The sequence below is a fragment of the Pandoraea pneumonica genome (assembly GCF_902459645.1).
GTDB lineage: Bacteria > Pseudomonadota > Gammaproteobacteria > Burkholderiales > Burkholderiaceae > Pandoraea > Pandoraea pneumonica.
Map to the genome: position 1 here is coordinate 323,007 of NZ_CABPSK010000001.1, position 17,013 is coordinate 340,019.

The 17,013-nt window shown below is 63.2% G+C and carries 11 protein-coding genes; 7 read left to right on the forward strand and 4 right to left on the reverse strand.

Translation table 11 applies throughout. The features are described from left to right. The first annotated feature begins 16 nt into the window (after positions 1-16). Positions 17-397 (forward strand): tautomerase family protein, encoded by a 381-nt coding sequence (locus PPN31114_RS01520; protein WP_150677739.1) that lies wholly within the window; start codon positions 17-19, stop codon positions 395-397. 30 nt (positions 398-427) lie between these two features. Here the strand turns inward: PPN31114_RS01520 and PPN31114_RS01525 are convergent, their stop codons facing one another. Next, positions 428-1,054 (reverse strand): nucleotidyltransferase domain-containing protein, encoded by a 627-nt coding sequence (locus tag PPN31114_RS01525; protein ID WP_150677740.1) that lies wholly within the window; start codon positions 1,052-1,054, stop codon positions 428-430. A gap of 213 nt (positions 1,055-1,267) precedes the next feature. Here PPN31114_RS01525 and PPN31114_RS01530 point away from each other — a divergent pair, with 213 nt between their 5' ends. From PPN31114_RS01530 to PPN31114_RS01545, 4 genes are all read left to right on the forward strand, one after another. Beyond that, entirely contained in the window at positions 1,268-1,594 is a 327-nt protein-coding gene (locus PPN31114_RS01530) for a c-type cytochrome (protein WP_174987552.1), read from the forward strand. Positions 1,595-1,747: 153 nt separating this feature from the next. Further along, the gene (locus PPN31114_RS01535) at positions 1,748-2,776 is read left to right on the forward strand and encodes a porin (protein ID WP_150677741.1); all 1,029 of its coding nucleotides are present in this window, start codon (positions 1,748-1,750) and stop codon (positions 2,774-2,776) included. Positions 2,777-2,789: 13 nt separating this feature from the next. Then, positions 2,790-4,511 carry an arylsulfatase gene (locus tag PPN31114_RS01540; protein ID WP_246182357.1) on the forward strand — a complete coding sequence of 574 codons (1,722 nt, stop codon included), beginning with the start codon at positions 2,790-2,792 and terminating at the stop codon, positions 4,509-4,511. Continuing rightward, positions 4,508-5,659, forward strand: a complete 1,152-nt coding sequence (locus PPN31114_RS01545; RefSeq protein ID WP_246182358.1) for a formylglycine-generating enzyme family protein — start codon at positions 4,508-4,510, stop codon at positions 5,657-5,659. Before PPN31114_RS01540 ends, PPN31114_RS01545 begins: the two co-directional genes overlap by 4 nt. Here PPN31114_RS01545 and PPN31114_RS01550 read toward each other — a convergent pair. Further along, positions 5,649-7,310, reverse strand: coding sequence for an ABC-F family ATP-binding cassette domain-containing protein (locus PPN31114_RS01550; protein WP_150677743.1), 1,662 nt, complete (start codon positions 7,308-7,310; stop codon positions 5,649-5,651). The two genes, PPN31114_RS01545 and PPN31114_RS01550, sit on opposite strands and share 11 nt — an antisense overlap. A 270-nt stretch (positions 7,311-7,580) precedes the next feature. Between PPN31114_RS01550 and PPN31114_RS01555 the strand changes: the two genes are divergently transcribed. Beyond that, positions 7,581-8,792, forward strand: a complete 1,212-nt coding sequence (locus PPN31114_RS01555; RefSeq protein ID WP_150677744.1) for a hypothetical protein — start codon at positions 7,581-7,583, stop codon at positions 8,790-8,792. 120 nt (positions 8,793-8,912) lie between these two features. On the opposite strand, the gene cphA (PPN31114_RS01560) is transcribed toward PPN31114_RS01555, so the two are convergent. Further along, entirely contained in the window at positions 8,913-11,492 is a 2,580-nt protein-coding gene (gene cphA, locus PPN31114_RS01560) for a cyanophycin synthetase (protein WP_150677745.1), read from the reverse strand. Positions 11,493-11,659: 167 nt separating this feature from the next. Further along, positions 11,660-14,293, reverse strand: coding sequence for a cyanophycin synthetase (gene cphA / locus PPN31114_RS01565; RefSeq protein ID WP_150677746.1), 2,634 nt, complete (start codon positions 14,291-14,293; stop codon positions 11,660-11,662). A gap of 295 nt (positions 14,294-14,588) precedes the next feature. Here cphA (PPN31114_RS01565) and PPN31114_RS01570 point away from each other — a divergent pair, with 295 nt between their 5' ends. Continuing rightward, positions 14,589-17,003, forward strand: a complete 2,415-nt coding sequence (locus PPN31114_RS01570; protein WP_150677747.1) for a cyanophycin metabolism-associated ABC transporter — start codon at positions 14,589-14,591, stop codon at positions 17,001-17,003. Positions 17,004-17,013 lie beyond the last annotated feature (10 nt).

Below are 17,013 nucleotides of genomic sequence, written 5' to 3' on the forward strand. Positions count from 1 at the left end.
TCACAGGAGCCAAGACATGCCACTCGTCAGCATTTCCCTTCGTGCAGGAAAGCCGGAAGCGTACCGTCAGGCTATTTTCGACAGCGTTTATCAGGCCATGCGCGAAACGTTTAACGTGCCCGAGAACGATCAGTTCATGACCATCAGGGAACATGACGCCGCCAACTTCCGGTACGACCCGACCTATCAGGGCGTTTCGCGTAGCGACGACGTGATGTTTATTCAGATCACCGCCAACAACACGCGAACGCTGGAGCAAAAGAAGGCGTTTTACCGACGCTTGGTCGATTTGCTAGGCGAGCGCCCCGGTGTGCGGCCCGACGATGTGTTTATCAGTCTTGTCGAGGTCGCGAAGGAAAACTGGTCGTTCGGTCACGGACTCGCGCAATACGCGTGATGCCCGCAGGCCGTGCGCAGGTGAGGGCGCTTATAGTGCCTGAAGCCAGTCGTGCCCCGGATGCAGTGTCTCTAGCCATTGCCGCAGATCGTCTCTCTCGGACGGCAGCAGTTTAGGTAATGCAAGACGGAAATCGCGTTCGTCTTTCTCGCGGCGGTGCTTAGCTTTGAAAAGCAGCACCGCCGCTGGGCACAGATAGGGCACGCCGTCACCGGTGTGCCGAACCATCTCGGCGCGATGACGCCGCAGTGACGGCGCGCGCTTATACACCCACGTGTCTCGCGTGCCCTGCGTCTCGACCATCATGTCGACACGCCAGCAACGCTCAGCCAAATCCCCGCCCCATAACTGTGTGATGTCTGCCGCCGGAGGCTCCGACGCAGGCAGGTGCTCGACCACGCCATCGCGTACGGTGAAGAACACCAGCTCCGCCAGCGCTTCCCGGAAGTAACTCACGTCCTCGGGCAGCACGGAAAACTCCAGATCCTCATGCTCACGCGTCTGCGTTCCGTGCCACAGATCCAGCGCCCATCCCCCCACGACATACCAGTCAGCCGACGTCTCGCCCAATCGCTGCGCGAGATCGTTGGGTGTCCATGCGTTCCAGGCGTCGTCGGGGAAGGGGGCAATCGGGGCAATTGGGGGAACAGGGAGCATCGCGTGGTCGGCAGAAATGGCGGATCCCGCATCTTGCCCGAGATCCCGGAAAACGGAACCCCTGGCTATAACCAATCGATGATGTGCATCCCGAAAGAGTGATATGTATTTTATTTTTTTACAATGTATTCTTTTGTAACGATACGTATACATAAAAAAGTCACAATTCAGCGGTTCCGCTGTTGGGGGATCGCATTTTTTGAGGGGTTCACCATGAAATTCCGCGCTGTCTTCAGCGTTGCACTCACGCTGAGCGCGTCCGGCATGTTCGGCGTGCTGACGAATACGGCAACCGCTGCGCCTTCGGCCAGCGAACAGTCCTGCCGCGCTTGCCACGACATGAACGACAAGAAGGTGGGCCCCGCGTTTCGCGCGATTGCGGCGTCGTATCGCGACGATCCGGCGGCGCTGGCGAAGATCAAGAAAAGCATTCTCGAAGGCAGCCAAGGCAAGTGGGGTTCGATCCCGATGCCGCCGAATGCGCTCGCCGAAGGTGAGGCCGATCGTTTTGCCGCTTGGGTCATGAGCCTCAACAAGTAGTCCTCGCGGGCACGCTACCCCGCGTCGCCCCAGCGGTATCCCACACGAACGAACACCGCTCCGGTCCCCGCACACACGTTGCCGGGCCACCGGACCGCCGTGCCCTGACGCTGCCCGCAACACCCACAAGGCGGCGCTCGCACAGGAGGAGACATGTACAAGAAGGCTTGCACTGCGCTGGTTCTCGCGCATTGTTCCGGCGCGTCTTTCGCGCAAACCGGACCCACGCTGTCCGGTGTTGTCGATAGCTACTTCGAAACCATCCGCGCCCAAAACCAAACCACGCCCCGCATGCAAAGCGGTGGTCTGCAAACATCGCGCTTCGTCTTTCGCGATGTCGAGAAAATTACCGACACGCTCGAAGCGCAGGCGGTACTCGAATGGCGTTTTCGCGTGAACAACGGTACTCAGCCGGTGCCGCCTGCGCGTGACACTTACGTGGCGCTTAAGGGGGATTTCGGTCGGCTGTTGCTCGGTCGCATGCGGGTGACGTCGGCGACCACTTACGGCCGGATCGACCCCACGTACACCGGTAATTACAGCGTCATCACTAACGTCATCGCCTCGTACGAGCGCTGGCTCGAGAACAACACCGTCAAGTACGAAACGCCGAAATGGAACGGCTTTCAGGTGATCTCCTCACTGTCGCTGGGCAAGCAGGGCGAAAACCTTCAGACCGGCGAGCGGAAAACCAGCGGGCAGGGCACCAGTACCGGGCTGCGTTATTCGACGGGGCCATGGTTCGCATCGCTGGTCTACGACAACTTCAATAACGCCAAGCCCGGCGAAAGCATGCAGGACGTGTGGCTCGTCGGCGAATACTGGATTCACGGGCATTACAAGATCACCGCGGCCGTGCACCGTTACTCAGGCATCTACACGACAGGCAAGCCGTCGCAGCAGGGCTTCGACTGGCAACTTGGCGGGCGCTACCAATTCACCGCCACCGACGAGCTCGTGGTGTCGCTGGTCAATCGCAACGAGAGCGGCGGCTCGAACGGCGACGCGACCGGGCTGTATGTCGGTATCGAACACAGCCTGTCGAAGCGCACGCGACTCTATGCAAGCTATGCGCGCATCAACAATCGCGGCAACAGCCGGTACGCGCTGGCATTCGATATGACACCGCTGCCCGGCGAGAACACGAGCGCCGTGGCGTTGGGCATCAGTCATGCCTTCTGAGGGGAGCCTGAGGATGAACGATTCAATGATCCGGTGCGGTCGGACGATGCGCACGGCGGTGCCTGCCACGCTTAGGGCGATCAAAGCGCTTAAGGTGTTGCCGTATGCTGTCGCAGCCTGCCTGAGCGCGAGTGCATGGGCCGCTCCGGCGCAGCGCCCGAATATCTTGATGATTCTCGCCGACGACCTCGGGTATTCCGACGTCGGTGCATTCGGTGGAGAAATCCGCACGCCGAATCTCGATGCGCTCATCGCGTCGGGCCGGATTCTGACGAACTTCCACGTCGCGCCCAGTTGCTCGCCCACACGCGCCATGTTGCTCTCGGGGGCCGATCACCATTTGTCCGGACTGGGCACGATGGCCGAGACGTTGCAGATTTATCAGGTCGGACAGCCCGGATACGAGGGCTATCTCAACGAACGCTCGCTCTCGATTGCCAGCTTGTTGCGCGATGGCGGTTATCACACGTATATGGTTGGGAAATGGCACCTCGGGCTCACGCCGGGCCAAAGTCCGCAGGCGCGTGGCTTTGAATCGTCGTTCGTCCTGTTGCAAGGCGGCGCAGCGCATTTCGGGCCGACGCCAGGCAAGATCACTTCGGCGGATCGTGCGTCGTATCGCGAGAATGGTTCTATCGTGCGGCTGCCCGAGAATTTCTATTCGAGCACCGGCTACACCGACAAGCTGATTAATTACATCGAGCGCAATCGCGCTGACGGCAAACCGTTTTTTGCCTACGCCGCCTACACCGCGCCGCATTGGCCGCTGCAAGCGCCGGACGACACCATCGATCACTATCGTGGCCGTTATGACGCCGGGTACGACGTCATCCGCAACGAGCGCCTGGCGCGGCAGAAAGCCTTGGGCATCGTGCCGCGCGATTTCAAACCGGCCGCGCAATTGCCGGTGTCACCGGCGAACCCTGCGTGGGAGCAATTGACGCCTGATCAGCGCAAAGTCGAAGCCCGGAAGATGGAGGTGTACGCCGCGATGGTCGAGAGTCTCGATGCCAATATCGGGCGGCTCATCGACTATCTGAAAGCCTCTGGTCAATACGACAACACCTTTGTGTTTTTTGCATCGGATAACGGCCCGTCGGGAGAGCGCGTGGATGTGTTTTATCCGGACGGTCCCGATAACGACAACAGTTACGCGAATCTGGGCCGCCGACGCTCGAACATTGCGTTGGGCACGCGTTGGGCCGAAGTCAGTGCGACGCCGTTCCGGTTGTTCAAGGGGTATCCGGCGGAAGGGGGCGTGAGCGTGCCCGCGATCGTGCGGATGCCAAGGCAGCGGGACGCGCAGGGGCAGGCCTCGCAACTGACGTCGGTACTCGATCTTGCGCCGACGTTCCTTCAGTTGGCAGGCGTCGCAAACCCCGGCAGCCGCTATCGCGGCGAGGCGGTCAATCCGATGACCGGCACGTCGTTACTGCCGTTGCTGACCGGCACCAAAGCCACGCATTTGCCCGACGATGCGCTGGTCGGCGAGGAGTTTGCCGGTAACCGGTACATCCGCGATAACCGCTGGAAATTGTTGTCGGTTCAGCTCAAGCAAGGGCCGCATCCCGTGTCTGGACCGCCTGATTGGAAGCTCTACGACATGTCGGCGGATCGTGGCGAGACGAGCGACGTCAGCGCCGAACATCCCGATGTCGTGACCCGCCTGAAGCAGGGATGGCGCGAGTACATGACGCGCGTCGGCGTGGTGCTTGCGCCGGGGTTGTCGGAGTGAGGGCGATCAATGTGGCGTGGCTGGCGCCGCTCGTCGGCGTGCTGCTGGCCGCCGGTGCGGGAGGGTGGTTGTCGGCACGTGGCGACACGCCGCCCACCGGCCCGGTCGTCCCGCGTATCGGCGATGGCCGCGATGGCCCGGCGCGCATGGCATGGATTCCGGCGCAGCGTTTTGTCATGGGCACAAACAGTCGGATCGCGGAGCGCAACGAGCGCCCGGCACACGACGTGACGGTCAGCGGATTCTGGATGGATGTGCACGATGTGACCAATGCCGAGTTCGAACGCTTTGTCGCCGCGACCGGTTACGTCACAACCGCCGAGCGCGCGCCGCGCTGGGATGACCTGAAGGTGCAGTTGCCACCGGGTACGCCGGAGCCGCCTGCGAGCACGCTTGTCCCGGGGGCGATGGTGTTCGTCGGCACGGATCGGCAGGTCTCGCTACAAGATGCCACGCGGTGGTGGCGCTTCGTGCCCGGCGCGAATTGGCGGCATCCGCAAGGGCCGGGCAGCGATCTGACGGGCAAAGCCGATCATCCCGTGGTGCAGGTGTCTTACGACGATGCGTCGGCATATGCCGCGTGGGTGGGGAAGCGTCTGCCGACAGAGGCCGAGTGGGAAGTCGCGGCGCGCGGCGGACTGACGCAAGCCGACTACGCATGGGGCGATAAAAAGACGCCGGATGGTAAGCCGATGGCCAACATCTGGGACGACGACAAGCAACCGTTTCCCATGACCAGCACCACGAAGATCGAGGTGGGCACGCGCCCCGTGGGCAGCTTTGCACCGAATGGTTACGGGCTGTACGACATGGCGGGCAACGTCTGGCAATGGGTCGCGGATTGGTACGGTGCTGATTACTTCGCGATGCAGGCCAAACGCGGCGGCCGAATCATCGACCCGCGCGGTCCGCTGGAGAGCTTCGACCCCGATGACGGTGCGACGCCGCCCAACGCGCCGAAGCGCGTCACACGCGGCGGTTCATTTCTTTGTACCGACACCTATTGCAGCGGCTACCGCACGAGCGCACGGCGCGGCACCGACCCGCTTAATCCGATGTCGCATATCGGTTTTCGGCTGGTGATGACGCCCGAGCAATGGGCCGCGCGTGCGGTTGATAAGCACGAACGGCCTACCGTTATGCGCTGACCTGCTCGCGCATTCGACGTGCTTCGTCGCGCAGGAACTGCTGGTAATCGTCCAGATCGCCGTCGAAGGGTTCGACGCCGCCGTTCGTGACCAGCCAGAACTCGTCACATACGGCACGCAGCAGCGCGCGGTCGTGGCTGACCAGCATCACCGTGCCTTCGAACTCGTTGAGCGCCACGGCCAGCGCTTCGCGTGTGGCCAGGTCGAGGTGGTTGGTAGGCTCGTCAAGCAACAGCAGGTTAGGACGCTGCCACACGATCATGCACAGCACGAGTCTCGCCTTCTCGCCGCCGCTCATCGTGCCCACCTTTTGGTGAACCATGTCGCCGCTAAAGTTGAACGTGCCGAGGAAAGTGCGAAGCGATTGTTCGGTGCCACTCTGGCCTGGGGCACGCATCTGTGGCGGCGTGTCACGTGCGAGGCGAATCATGTGTTCCATCGGCGTGTCGAGCGGGCGCAGCACGTCCAGTTCCTGCTGCGCGAAGTAGCCGATGTTCAGCCCCTTGCCTTCGCTGATTTCGCCAGCAATCGGCGTCAGCGCGTGCGCCACTGTCTTCACTAGCGTGGACTTGCCTTGGCCGTTGGCACCCAAAATGCCGATGCGCTGCCCGGCCAGAACGGAACGGCTGATGCCTTGCACGATGACCGTGGGCGGTGTGCCCGGAGGGGCTTCGCTCGGGGCAGGGTAGCCAAAGCTTGCGTCCAGCATCGACAACAGCGGGTTCGGGACGTTGAGGGGTTCCTTGAACTCGAAGTTGAACTCCGCTTCGGCAAGCACGGGTGCCACTTTCTCCATGCGTTCGAGCGCCTTGACCCGGCTCTGCGCCTGTTTCGCCTTCGATGCCTGAGCCTTGAAACGGTCGATGAATTTCTGCAAGTGGGCGATCTTTTCCACCTGCTTGGCCATCGCTGCCTGTTGCAAGACGAGTTGCTCGGCGCGCATGTCTTCGAACTTGCTGTAGTTGCCGCCATAGCGCACGAGCTTGGCATTGTCGACGTGCACGGTGACTTGCGTCACCGCGTCGAGAAATTCGCGGTCGTGGCTGATCACTACCAGCGTTCCCTGGTAGCGTTTGAGCCACCCCTCCAGCCAGACCAGCGCGTCGATGTCGAGGTGGTTCGTCGGTTCATCGAGCAGTAGCAGGTCTGACGGGCACATGAGCGCGCGCGCCAGTTGCAGTCGCATGCGCCAGCCACCGGAGAAGCTGTTGACCGGCTGATCGAGTTGCGCGGCACTGAAACCGAGGCCCTGAATCAGCGCTTGGGCGCGGGCGGGGGCGTCGTGCGCACCGGCGTCATGGAGGTTCATATACGCATGCGCCATGCGCATGCCGTCGTCGCTAGCCTCGGCTGCGGCGACTTCGGCGTACGCGGCCAGCAATACGGTGTCACCCTCGACGACGAAGTCGGTCGCTCCCTGCTCTGTCTCGGGCATGTCCTGCGCGACCTGACCCATCTTCCATGAAGCGGGGATCGAGAACTCGCCGCTATCTTCGTGCAGCGTGCCATTGAGAAGGCCGAAAAAGGACGACTTGCCTGCGCCGTTGCGGCCGACAAGGCCAATCTTTTCGCCCGGGGTGAAGGTGACGGATGTGCTGTCGAGCACGACGTTTACGCCGCGACGCAGCGTGAGATTGCGAACGGAAATCATAAGGACCAACTGCGGAGAAGACTGGCATGATAGCCCACCAGACGTGCAGGGCTGGAATCTTCTACGCCACACGTGCCAATCTTTATGGCCAGCGCCCTGTGGAAACTGCTGGGATGACCTCGGTTCATGAAGCACGGCGCATTGCTATACTTAGCCGTTCTTTTTCCGCCACGCCGGGCACATTGGCTCAGCATCGGTCGGTAGCTTTCCTGTTTTCTGTCATGTGCAGCCGTGCGCCGAATGCTGGCGCAATGATAAGGAATCGAAGCCATGCCCCGATATGCCGAGAAACGCGAACCACCGAAAACCAGTGCTGCAACGAATGCGCATGGCGCAGTGCAACGAGCACGCACACCGGTCTTTCAACTCGCCAATAACCGCCCCGACGCGCGTGTGCAGCGACAGGTGCAGCGCATGGCCGACAAGGCACGTCCAGCCGTGCTTCAGCGCAAGGTCGAAGGCGCGGATGCCTACGATGCCGAGTTGCGCGAGATCATCGGATCGCTCACGGCAATGCTCGACACCAAGGACGTGCAGGCCGATCCGCAGGCGCGTCAGGAAATCACGCACTACATCAAGACGGCCTCCGACGTGCTCAATGGCGACGATCTGCAAGCGAAGCGCGTGCTTGTGGAGAGTGCAACCACCGGCAGCAGTGGGGGTGGCGGCAGCGAGCCAACGCATACTCCCGGGGCGAGCGTACAGAAGAAGGCGGACGATGCCGCGCCTGTGCAGCGTGTCGTCGGCCTGGTGGTCGGCGTTGGCGTACTGCTGGGTATCGGCTACGGCATTTATCGTCGCCGCCAACAGAACCAACAGCGGGTCGCGAGGCCGCCGCTCGCGCGTGGCGTCGTACAAGACATTCCGACGACGCGGGCCGCCTACGGTGAAACGTTGGCGCTTGGCGGGCTTTCGACCCGCGAGCGCACCAATGAGGAAATTCAGCAGGAAGTCATCGCCAGAACCACCCACAATCACAACGTGCTTTATCAGCAACTGATCGCGGAACATGGCGACCAAGGTGTGACCGATATCGCCCAACTCATTCAAGGCGTCAGAGATAACGAAGGGCTGTGCCCGGGGGCGCTGTGCCACGACCTCACGCGCTATTTAGTGCAGCAGCGAACGCAGGTGCGGCCGAGGATCGAAGAGTTGAGCCGCCTGACCGGGGCGACACGTGTCGTCTATGATTTGAACGGCGATGTTCCGCTAGAAACCGTATTGCAACACCGGCCCCCCGGAACCAGCGTCTATCTGGGATCGGCTAATGCGCTGAGCGGGCACACCTTTACAGTTGTCGGCGAAAACCGGGGACGCGTCATTGTGGCGGATCGACAACCCGCCAATCCGGTCGCGTCGTTGAAGTATGCGAGTACGGTGGAGGCGGAAGCGCGGCTGAGTCGCAACCTCAATCCCGGTCAACAAGGCGACATCGATCGGGAGTTCTCAGGGCAATTGCTCATCAGACGCTTCGGTCACTAAGACCGTACGCAGAAAAGAAAATGCCCCCGAAGCGCTGACGACGACGCCAGACTTCGGGGGCATTTCCATGTTGGCGATATGTCGCGCGTCGAGCGACGCGCGCATTCGGCAACCCTTCGATCAGCGCGCCGCAGCTTCCTTCACGCGCTTACCAATGTGCTCCAGCGCTTCATCCACTTGATCGATCAGAATCAAGCACAGGTCGCCCGGTTGCAGACGCGCCAGTGCCGTATCGATCGCAGCAAATTCGCCGCGAATTTCGTCGATATGGCTGGTGCGTCGAGCATCCACGAGACCTTCGCGCAGCAGGCCCAGCACTTCGCCGTCTTCACGGCCGCGCTGGCATTGATCCTGATACAGCAGCACATCGTCGAAAGCGTCGCCCAGAATTTCCGTCTGACGGCGGATGTCTTCGTCGCGACGGTCGCCCGCGCCCGAAATCACCACCGAGCGGCGCTTGGCCGGCATCGTTTCGACAGCCTGCGTGAGCGCGGCAATCGCGTCCGGGTTGTGACCGTAATCGGCAATCACCGTCGCACCCTTGTAGTCGAACACGTTGAAGCGTCCCGGTGCCGTGCCCGCATCGTTCACGAACGTGGCCAAACCCGCGCGCACGATCGTCGGATCGATCGCCAGTGCCCATGCCGCACCAATCGCTGCCATGGCGTTCTCGACTTGGAAGCCGATCGCACCACCACGCGTAAGCGGAATTGCCGACAACGCATAGCGCGTTTCTTCGCTGCCTTGCGCCGTCACGATATCGCCGCCTTCGACGAACACCACGCGCTTGCCCTTGGCGCGGTGCGTGGCGAGCACCGGATGCGATGCGTCCATGGCGAAATACGTCACCTTGCCCGGGCAAGCGTCGGCCATGCGAGCGACCATCGGGTCGGCGGCGTTCAGCACAGCCATGCCGTTCGGCGCGACGTTGCGCACGATCACGCTCTTGAGCACGGCCAGATCTTCGACCGTGTTGATGTACGACAGGCCAAGGTGGTCGCCCATGCCGATGTTCGTCACCACGGCGACGTCGCAACGGTCGTAGGCCAGCCCCTCACGCAGCAAGCCGCCACGTGCGGTTTCGAAAACGGCGGCGTCCACGTCCGGGTGCAGCAGCACGTTACGCGCGCTGCGCGGACCGCTGCAATCGCCCGTGTCGATACGCTGACCGCTCACGTAAATGCCATCGGTGCCGGTCATGCCGACACGCAGGCCACGCTGGGCGATCAGGTGCGCAATCAAACGCACCGTCGTCGTCTTGCCATTCGTGCCCGACACGGCCACGACCGGAATACGGCCGTCGTCGCCGTCTTCGAACATGGTCGAGACGATGGCTTCACCGACCGCACGGCCCTTGCCGTACGACGGTTGCAAGTGCATGCGCAGGCCGGGTGCCGCATTGACTTCAACAATGCCGCCTGCCTGATCTTCGAACGGACGAATGACCGTCTCGCACACAGCATCCACGCCCGCGATATCCAGACCGACTTGCTGCGCAGCAGCTACGGCGCGTGCGGCGATTTCCGGATGGACGTCGTCGGTCACGTCGGTGGCGGTGCCGCCCGTCGACAGGTTGGCGTTGTTACGCAGCACGATGCGCGCGCCCGCTTCGGGCACGGAGTCGGCGTTCAGTCCTTGCTTGGCGAGCGTCGCAAGTGCGATGTCGTCGAAGCGAATCTTGGTCAGCGACGTCGCATGGCCTTCGCCACGGCGCGGGTCGGCGTTAACCGTTTCGACCAACTGACGCACGGTGTGCACGCCGTCGCCGGTCACTTGCGGCGGATCGCGGCGTGCCGCAGCAACCAGCTTGTTGCCGATCACCAGCAGGCGGAAGTCGTGGCCCGGAATGTAGCGCTCGATGATGACGTCGCGGCTGATATCTTGCGCAGCTTCGAACGCCTTCTCGATCTCTTCGCGCGTGCGCAGACGCACGGCTACACCCTTGCCTTGGTTGCCGTCGCGCGGCTTGACCACCACAGGGGCGTCGATTTCCTGCACCAGCTTCCACGCGTCTTCGATGTCGCGCACGGTGCCGCCCAACGGCACCGGCACGCCGGCCGCGTGCAGCAGCGTCTTGGTCAGGTCTTTGTCTTGGGCAATCGATTCCGCGACAGCCGACGTGCGGTCGGTTTCGGCGGCTTGAATACGGCGTTGCTTGCTGCCCCAGCCGAATTGCACCATCGACCCTTCGGTCAGGCGGCGATACGGAATGCCGCGCGCCACCGCCGCGTAGACGATCGAACCGGTCGACGGGCCGAGGCGCACGTCTTCATCGAGGTCGCGCAAGCGGTAGAGGGCGTCGGCCAGATCGAACGGGCTGTCTTCGAGCGCGGCATTGATCAGTTGCTGTGCGAGTTCGAACGCGAGACGCCCAACGGGCTCCTCGGTGTACTGCACCACCACTTGGAACGTGCCCGGCTCGATGGTTTGCGTCGTTTGGCTGAACGTCACCGGGCATCCGGCCGCCGCCTGCAAGTGCAGGGCGGTCGTGGCGAGGGCGTCGGCGAGCGACACCGGACGCTCTTCCGCATCGGGCGTGAGGGCCGTCAGTTCCGGGAAACGCGCACGCAGACGCGCTTCGAAACCGGCCAAATTGCCGATCGAGTACTCGAGATCGGTACACGTCACGATGGCCTCGATGGCCGTGTGACGGCTCCAGAGGTTCGGACCGCGCAATGCGCGGATGCGGGAGACTTCCATAAATTGCAATCCCTGTCTGTCCACTTCGCGTCCCTGTATGGCTGGTGGTTTGCGAGAAAAACGACTGTGGCTTGGGTATTCGGTAACTATCTATATAGAGCAGGCGGCATTTAACTTCCCCGAACGCCGCCTGTCTTCATTTCATCGCTGCTGTCTGTGGCGGGCGCTCAGGCGGCCAGCGCGCGCATCGGTTGACCCATCCACAGGTGCACGAGGTCGAGCATGGCCGCCGCACCGCCTTCATCGGCTTGCAGCACCAGCACGTCGCCCGGCACCAACTGGGCCAAGGCTTCCTCGGCAGCGCTACGGCGCTCGCCAGCGTCAGCCACTTGGACCTTGCGGCCCGCCGCATCGATACCGGCACGCAGTTGCGCCCGCGACTCGGCCGACTCACGTTTGCGCGACACGCTTTGGTCGTCGCACAGCACCACGCGATCGAACGTCTGCGCGAGCAGCTTGCCCTCGGCTTGCAGGTCTTCGTCCATGCGGTCGAGGCCCGGGCCGTAGACGGCAATGCGGCGCTCGCCCGGCAACGTGGCCAGTGCAGCCGCCAGCGCGGTCAGCGCCGGGGCGTTGTGAGCGTCGTCGACGATGACCGTCGCGCCTTGCTTTTCGAACAGAGTGAAGCGGCCCGGTGCGTCAACCTGACCCACGTCGAACGTGGTCACGCCAGCACGCAGGATGTCGAGCTTCACGCCCATCGACCACGCAGCAGCCACAGCGGCCAGCACGTTCTCGATCTGGAAGGCGACGCGCCCGGCGTAGGTCAGCGGCATGTCGGCGGTAGCGGCCACAACGCTTTCTTCTGCACCCGTGGCGAGCACCACGCGACCATCGCGCACGAACACCACACGTTTACCGGCAGCGCGATGCGCCACGATGGCAGGCAGTTGCTCGTCCAGACCGAAGAAGATCACGTCGCCGTCGCACAGATCGGCCATTTCGACCACGAGCGGATCGCGGGCGTTGAGTACCGCCACGCCTTCGGGCAGCACCACGTCGATCTGCGTACGCAGCACGTTGTACATGCGGTCGACGTCTTCAACGAAGAACTGGCCCAGATGGTCCGGACGGTCGATGTTGGTGACGATGCCGACCTGGCAGCGGTCGTAGGCCAAGCCTTCGGAGAGGATGGCGCCGCTATCGTTCTCGAACACGGCAGCGGTGACGCTGGCGTTCATCAGTACGCGGTGTGCGGCGTCCCAGTTGGCGCGGTCGCCGCTTTGCACGAGGCGCTTGTCGAGGAACAGGCCGTCGCTGCATGCGAGGCCGGTATGTTCCCCAGCCAATTGCAGCAAATGCGTGAGCAGGCGGGCGACAACGGTCTTGCCGTTGGTGCCGGTGATGCCGACAACCGGAATACGGCCGGCATCGCCTTGCGGGAACAGGTGGTCGACGATGGCGCGGCCTACCGGGCGGGCTTCGCCCGACGCCGGCTTCAGGTGCATGAGCAGGCCGGGGCCGGCGTTGACTTCGACGATGGCGCCGCGTTGGTCGGCCAGCGGGCGGGAGATGTCTTCCGCCACCAGATCGACACCGGCGATGTCCAGCCCGACGATACGGGCGGCCAGCGACGCATGGGCGGCCACGCTCGGGTGCACACGGTCGGTGACGTCGAACGCGACGTTGCCGTTGCGCTGAATCAGGACGTTCTTGCCTTCGGGCGGCACGGAATCGGCGTCGAAACCTTGACGCTTGAGCTCCAGCCGGGCCGACGAGTCGATGCGCACGCGGTTGAGCGGCTGGTCTTCCGCGCTGCCGCGACGCGGGTCGCTGTTGATTTGCAGCTCGATGAGTTCCGAGACGGTGTGCTTGCCGTCGCCGACCACCGAGGCCATTTCGCCCATCGCGGCGGCGACCACACGGCCACCCACCACGAGCAGGCGATGCTCCAGCCCTTGCACGAAGCGCTCGACGATCACGCCGTTGCCTTCTTCGAGGGCGACGGCGAACGCCGTGGTGACTTCTTCTCGCGTGGTGAGATTGATGAACACGCCACGGCCATGGTTGCCGTCGTACGGCTTGACCACCACCGGCAGGCCGATGTCTTCGGCGGCTTCCCACGCGTCGTCGGCGCTCTCGACCAGACGGCCTTCCGGCACGGGCACGCCGCACGATTCCAGCAATTGTTTGGTGAGGTCTTTGTCGCGCGAGATGCTCTCGGCGATGGCGGGGGTGCGGTCCGTCTCGGCGGTCCAGATGCGGCGGGCGGCAGCGCCGTAGCCCAGTTGCACCAGATTGCCGTCGGACAGGCGGATATGCGGGATGTCGCGATCGTCGGCCGCATCGACGATGCAGGCGGTGCTCGGGCCCAGGCAGTGCTTGTCGACCAGACCGCGCAGCATTTCGACGGCAGCTTCCACGTCGTACGGGCGGTCTTCGATGGCAGCCATGACCAGATCGCGGGCCGCGAACAGCGCGGCGCGGGTCACGTCTTCGTGCCAGGCACGCACGATCACCTTGTAGACGCCGCTGATCGGGGTCTCACGCGCTTTGCCGAAGCCGCCGGGCATGCCCGCGAGGTTCTGCAATTCCAGCGTGACGTGTTCCAGAATGTGGCCGGGCCACGTGCCTTCGCGCAGGCGCTGCAAGAAGCCGCCGCGCTCGCCGATGCTGCAACGGTGCTCGATGAGCGTCGGCAGCCACGCGGACAGCCGCTCAGGAAACCCCGGGATCTTGTTGGACGGGAACTCTTCGAGTTCGCCGATATCGACCCATGCCTCAAGCACCGGCCGATATGTCCACATATTCGGGCCGCGCAGCGACAGGACATCGAAAATCTCAATGTCTTTCTTTTTCATCTAAGGCTAATTCACGCGTCAAGGCTGGATTCGGTGAAGCCGGCAAGGCCGATTTCGGGCGGCACAGCCGGTCGCGCTTGTACAGTTAACTGGTTACTTAACGTGAAATCGGGCAATCGGTTGACCGGCGCAACAATATTTCAATGTTGCGGTGTGTCATCGGGGAACTCCCCGCCGCAAAAGGCGTCGCTGTGGTTATACTTGCGGCAAATTTGCGGGCTGACAGGGAAAGCTCGCGTCGATTTCTCTCCGTTTGCCTCGATGTCCGCCCCTTGAGGACACGCCCGCCGCAGCAATGACCGACACCGCCTCCGCCAGTCCCACCGCCGCCTCCGACAGTCGCCCGCCCGCTGCCGCTCCCGCTTCCTTTGCCGCTTCTGCCCGCAGTGCCGCCGCCGAGTCCTGGTACCCGGACGCCGCCGCACAGTTGGCCGACGGCGAGGTCGTGCTGGCCTGGCTGACGATCGATCTCGACGCGCACCTGCACTTTGCGCGCGGCGTGGTGGTGGCGACCGACCGCCGGATTCTGGCGCGCGAGGCCACGGCAGGCGGGGCGTCGGCGCAAGCCGGGGGCTGGCAGACATGGGCGTATCGGGCGGATTTGTCGCTCACGCATACCGATCACGCCGGCGTCGGCGCGCTGGAGTTGTGCGACGCGCACCGCAAGCTCGCCAGCTGGCGCTACACGCTGGGCCATAACCCCGCCGCCTTGCAGTTGATGGATACCGTGGTGCGCATGCGCGACGCCACCGTGGCGGGCCGCGTGGCGGCAGACGAGGTCGCGGAAGTCGGCACTTGCCCGATCTGTCTGGCCGAACTGCCGCCGGGCGTCGACGACTGCCCGCAATGCAACCCGGAAACGGAAGCCCCACCGTCGACGTGGGCTTTGCTGCGCCTGTGGCGCTTTGCGCGGCCGTACCGCTTTCAGTTGCTCGCCGGTTTCTTGCTCACGCTGTGCGCGACCGGCGCCACGTTGATCCCGCCGTATCTGACGATGCCGCTGATGGACAACGTGTTGATTCCGTTCCAGAACGGCAAGCCCATCGATTATCATCTGGTGGGAATGTATCTCTCGGGCCTGCTCGGCGCAGGCGTCGTGGCGTGGGTGCTGGGCTGGGCGCGCACGTATCTGCTCGCCAAGGTGTCCGAGCGTATCGGCGCCGACCTGCGCACGGAAACGTATTCGCACTTGCTGCGTCTGTCGCTGGAATATTTCGGCGGAAAGCGCACGGGTGACTTGATGGCGCGTATCGGCTCGGAGAGCGACCGCATCTGCGTGTTCCTGTCGCTGCACTTGCTCGACTTCGCCACCGACGTGCTGATGATCGTGATGACCGCGGTCATTCTCATTTCGATCAACCCTTGGCTGGCGGTGGTTACGCTCGTGCCGCTGCCGTTCATTGCCTGGCTGATTCATCTGGTGCGCGACCGTCTGCGTCATGGCTTCGAAAAGGTCGACCGGATCTGGGCCGAAATCACCAACGTGCTGGCCGACACCATTCCGGGCATTCGCGTCGTCAAAGCGTTTGCGCAGGAAAACCGCGAAGTGGCGCGCTTTAAGGAAGCCAACCGTCATAACCTCGTGGTCAACGACCGCGTGAACCGCGTGTGGTCGCTGTTCTCGCCGACGGTGACGTTCCTGACCGAAGTGGGCCTGCTGGTGGTGTGGATCTTCGGCATCTGGCAAATCTCGAAGCACGAGATCACGGTCGGTGTGCTCGCCGCGTTCCTGACTTACATCAGCCGTTTCTATACGCGTCTCGATTCGATGAGCCGTATCGTCTCGGTCACGCAGAAGGCCGCCGCTGGCGCCAAGCGTATCTTCGACGTGCTCGATCACGTCTCGAACGTACCGGAGCCCGTCAACCCGGTGCATCTGAAGGAAGTGAAGGGCGCGATCGATCTGCGCGACATCGGCTTCCGTTACGGCAACCGCTCGGTGATTCGCGGCATGGACTTGCGCATCGCCCCGGGCGAGATGATCGGCCTGGTGGGCCACAGCGGCTCGGGCAAGAGCACGCTGGTGAACCTGATCTGCCGCTTCTACGACGTGGCCGAAGGCTCGATTCAAATCGACGGCGTGGATATTCGCGCGCTGCCGGTCTCGGAATTCCGCCGCAACGTGGGGCTGGTGTTGCAGGAGCCGTTCCTGTTCTTCGGCACGATTGCCGACAATATCGCCTACGGCAAACCGAATGCGACGCGCGCCGAAGTGGTGGCCGCCGCGCGTGCTGCGCACGCCCATGAATTTATCTTGCGGTTGCCGCATGGTTACGACTCGCTCGTCGGTGAGCGCGGGCAAGCCCTCTCGGGCGGCGAGCGTCAGCGTATTTCGATTGCGCGCGCACTGCTGATCGACCCGCGCATTCTGATTCTCGACGAGGCCACGTCGTCGGTCGATACGGCCACCGAGAAGGAAATTCAAAAGGCGCTCGACAACCTCGTGCAAGGCCGCACGACAATTGCCATCGCGCACCGGCTCTCGACGCTGCGCAAGGCCGACCGGCTGGTGGTGCTCGACCGCGGCAAGATCGTCGAAGTGGGCAACCACGATGAACTGATCGCGCGCGAAGGGGCTTACTACAAGCTGTATCAGGCCCAGCAACGCAACGTCGATACGGACATCGACGAAACGCTCGACACCGCCGAAGCCGCCGCGACGATCGCCGCCGTGACCGCCGCCCCCGCACAGCCGCTCTCGGCCAACTGATCGACGCGAG

Excerpts from the sequence above, each read along its gene's own strand:
- PPN31114_RS01525 (WP_150677740.1), bottom strand. The coding sequence starts at position 1,054 with ATGCTCCCTGTTCCCCCAATTGCCCCGATTGCCCCCTTCCCCGACGAC.
- PPN31114_RS01535 (WP_150677741.1), top strand. The coding sequence starts at position 1,748 with ATGTACAAGAAGGCTTGCACTGCGCTGGTTCTCGCGCATTGTTCCGGC.
- cphA (WP_150677746.1), bottom strand. The coding sequence starts at position 14,293 with ATGAAAAAGAAAGACATTGAGATTTTCGATGTCCTGTCGCTGCGCGGC.
- PPN31114_RS01570 (WP_150677747.1), top strand. The coding sequence starts at position 14,589 with ATGACCGACACCGCCTCCGCCAGTCCCACCGCCGCCTCCGACAGTCGC.
- PPN31114_RS01520 (WP_150677739.1), top strand. The coding sequence starts at position 17 with ATGCCACTCGTCAGCATTTCCCTTCGTGCAGGAAAGCCGGAAGCGTAC.
- PPN31114_RS01540 (WP_246182357.1), top strand. The coding sequence starts at position 2,790 with ATGAACGATTCAATGATCCGGTGCGGTCGGACGATGCGCACGGCGGTG.
- PPN31114_RS01555 (WP_150677744.1), top strand. The coding sequence starts at position 7,581 with ATGCCCCGATATGCCGAGAAACGCGAACCACCGAAAACCAGTGCTGCA.
- PPN31114_RS01550 (WP_150677743.1), bottom strand. The coding sequence starts at position 7,310 with ATGATTTCCGTTCGCAATCTCACGCTGCGTCGCGGCGTAAACGTCGTG.
- PPN31114_RS01530 (WP_174987552.1), top strand. The coding sequence starts at position 1,268 with ATGAAATTCCGCGCTGTCTTCAGCGTTGCACTCACGCTGAGCGCGTCC.
- cphA (WP_150677745.1), bottom strand. The coding sequence starts at position 11,492 with ATGGAAGTCTCCCGCATCCGCGCATTGCGCGGTCCGAACCTCTGGAGC.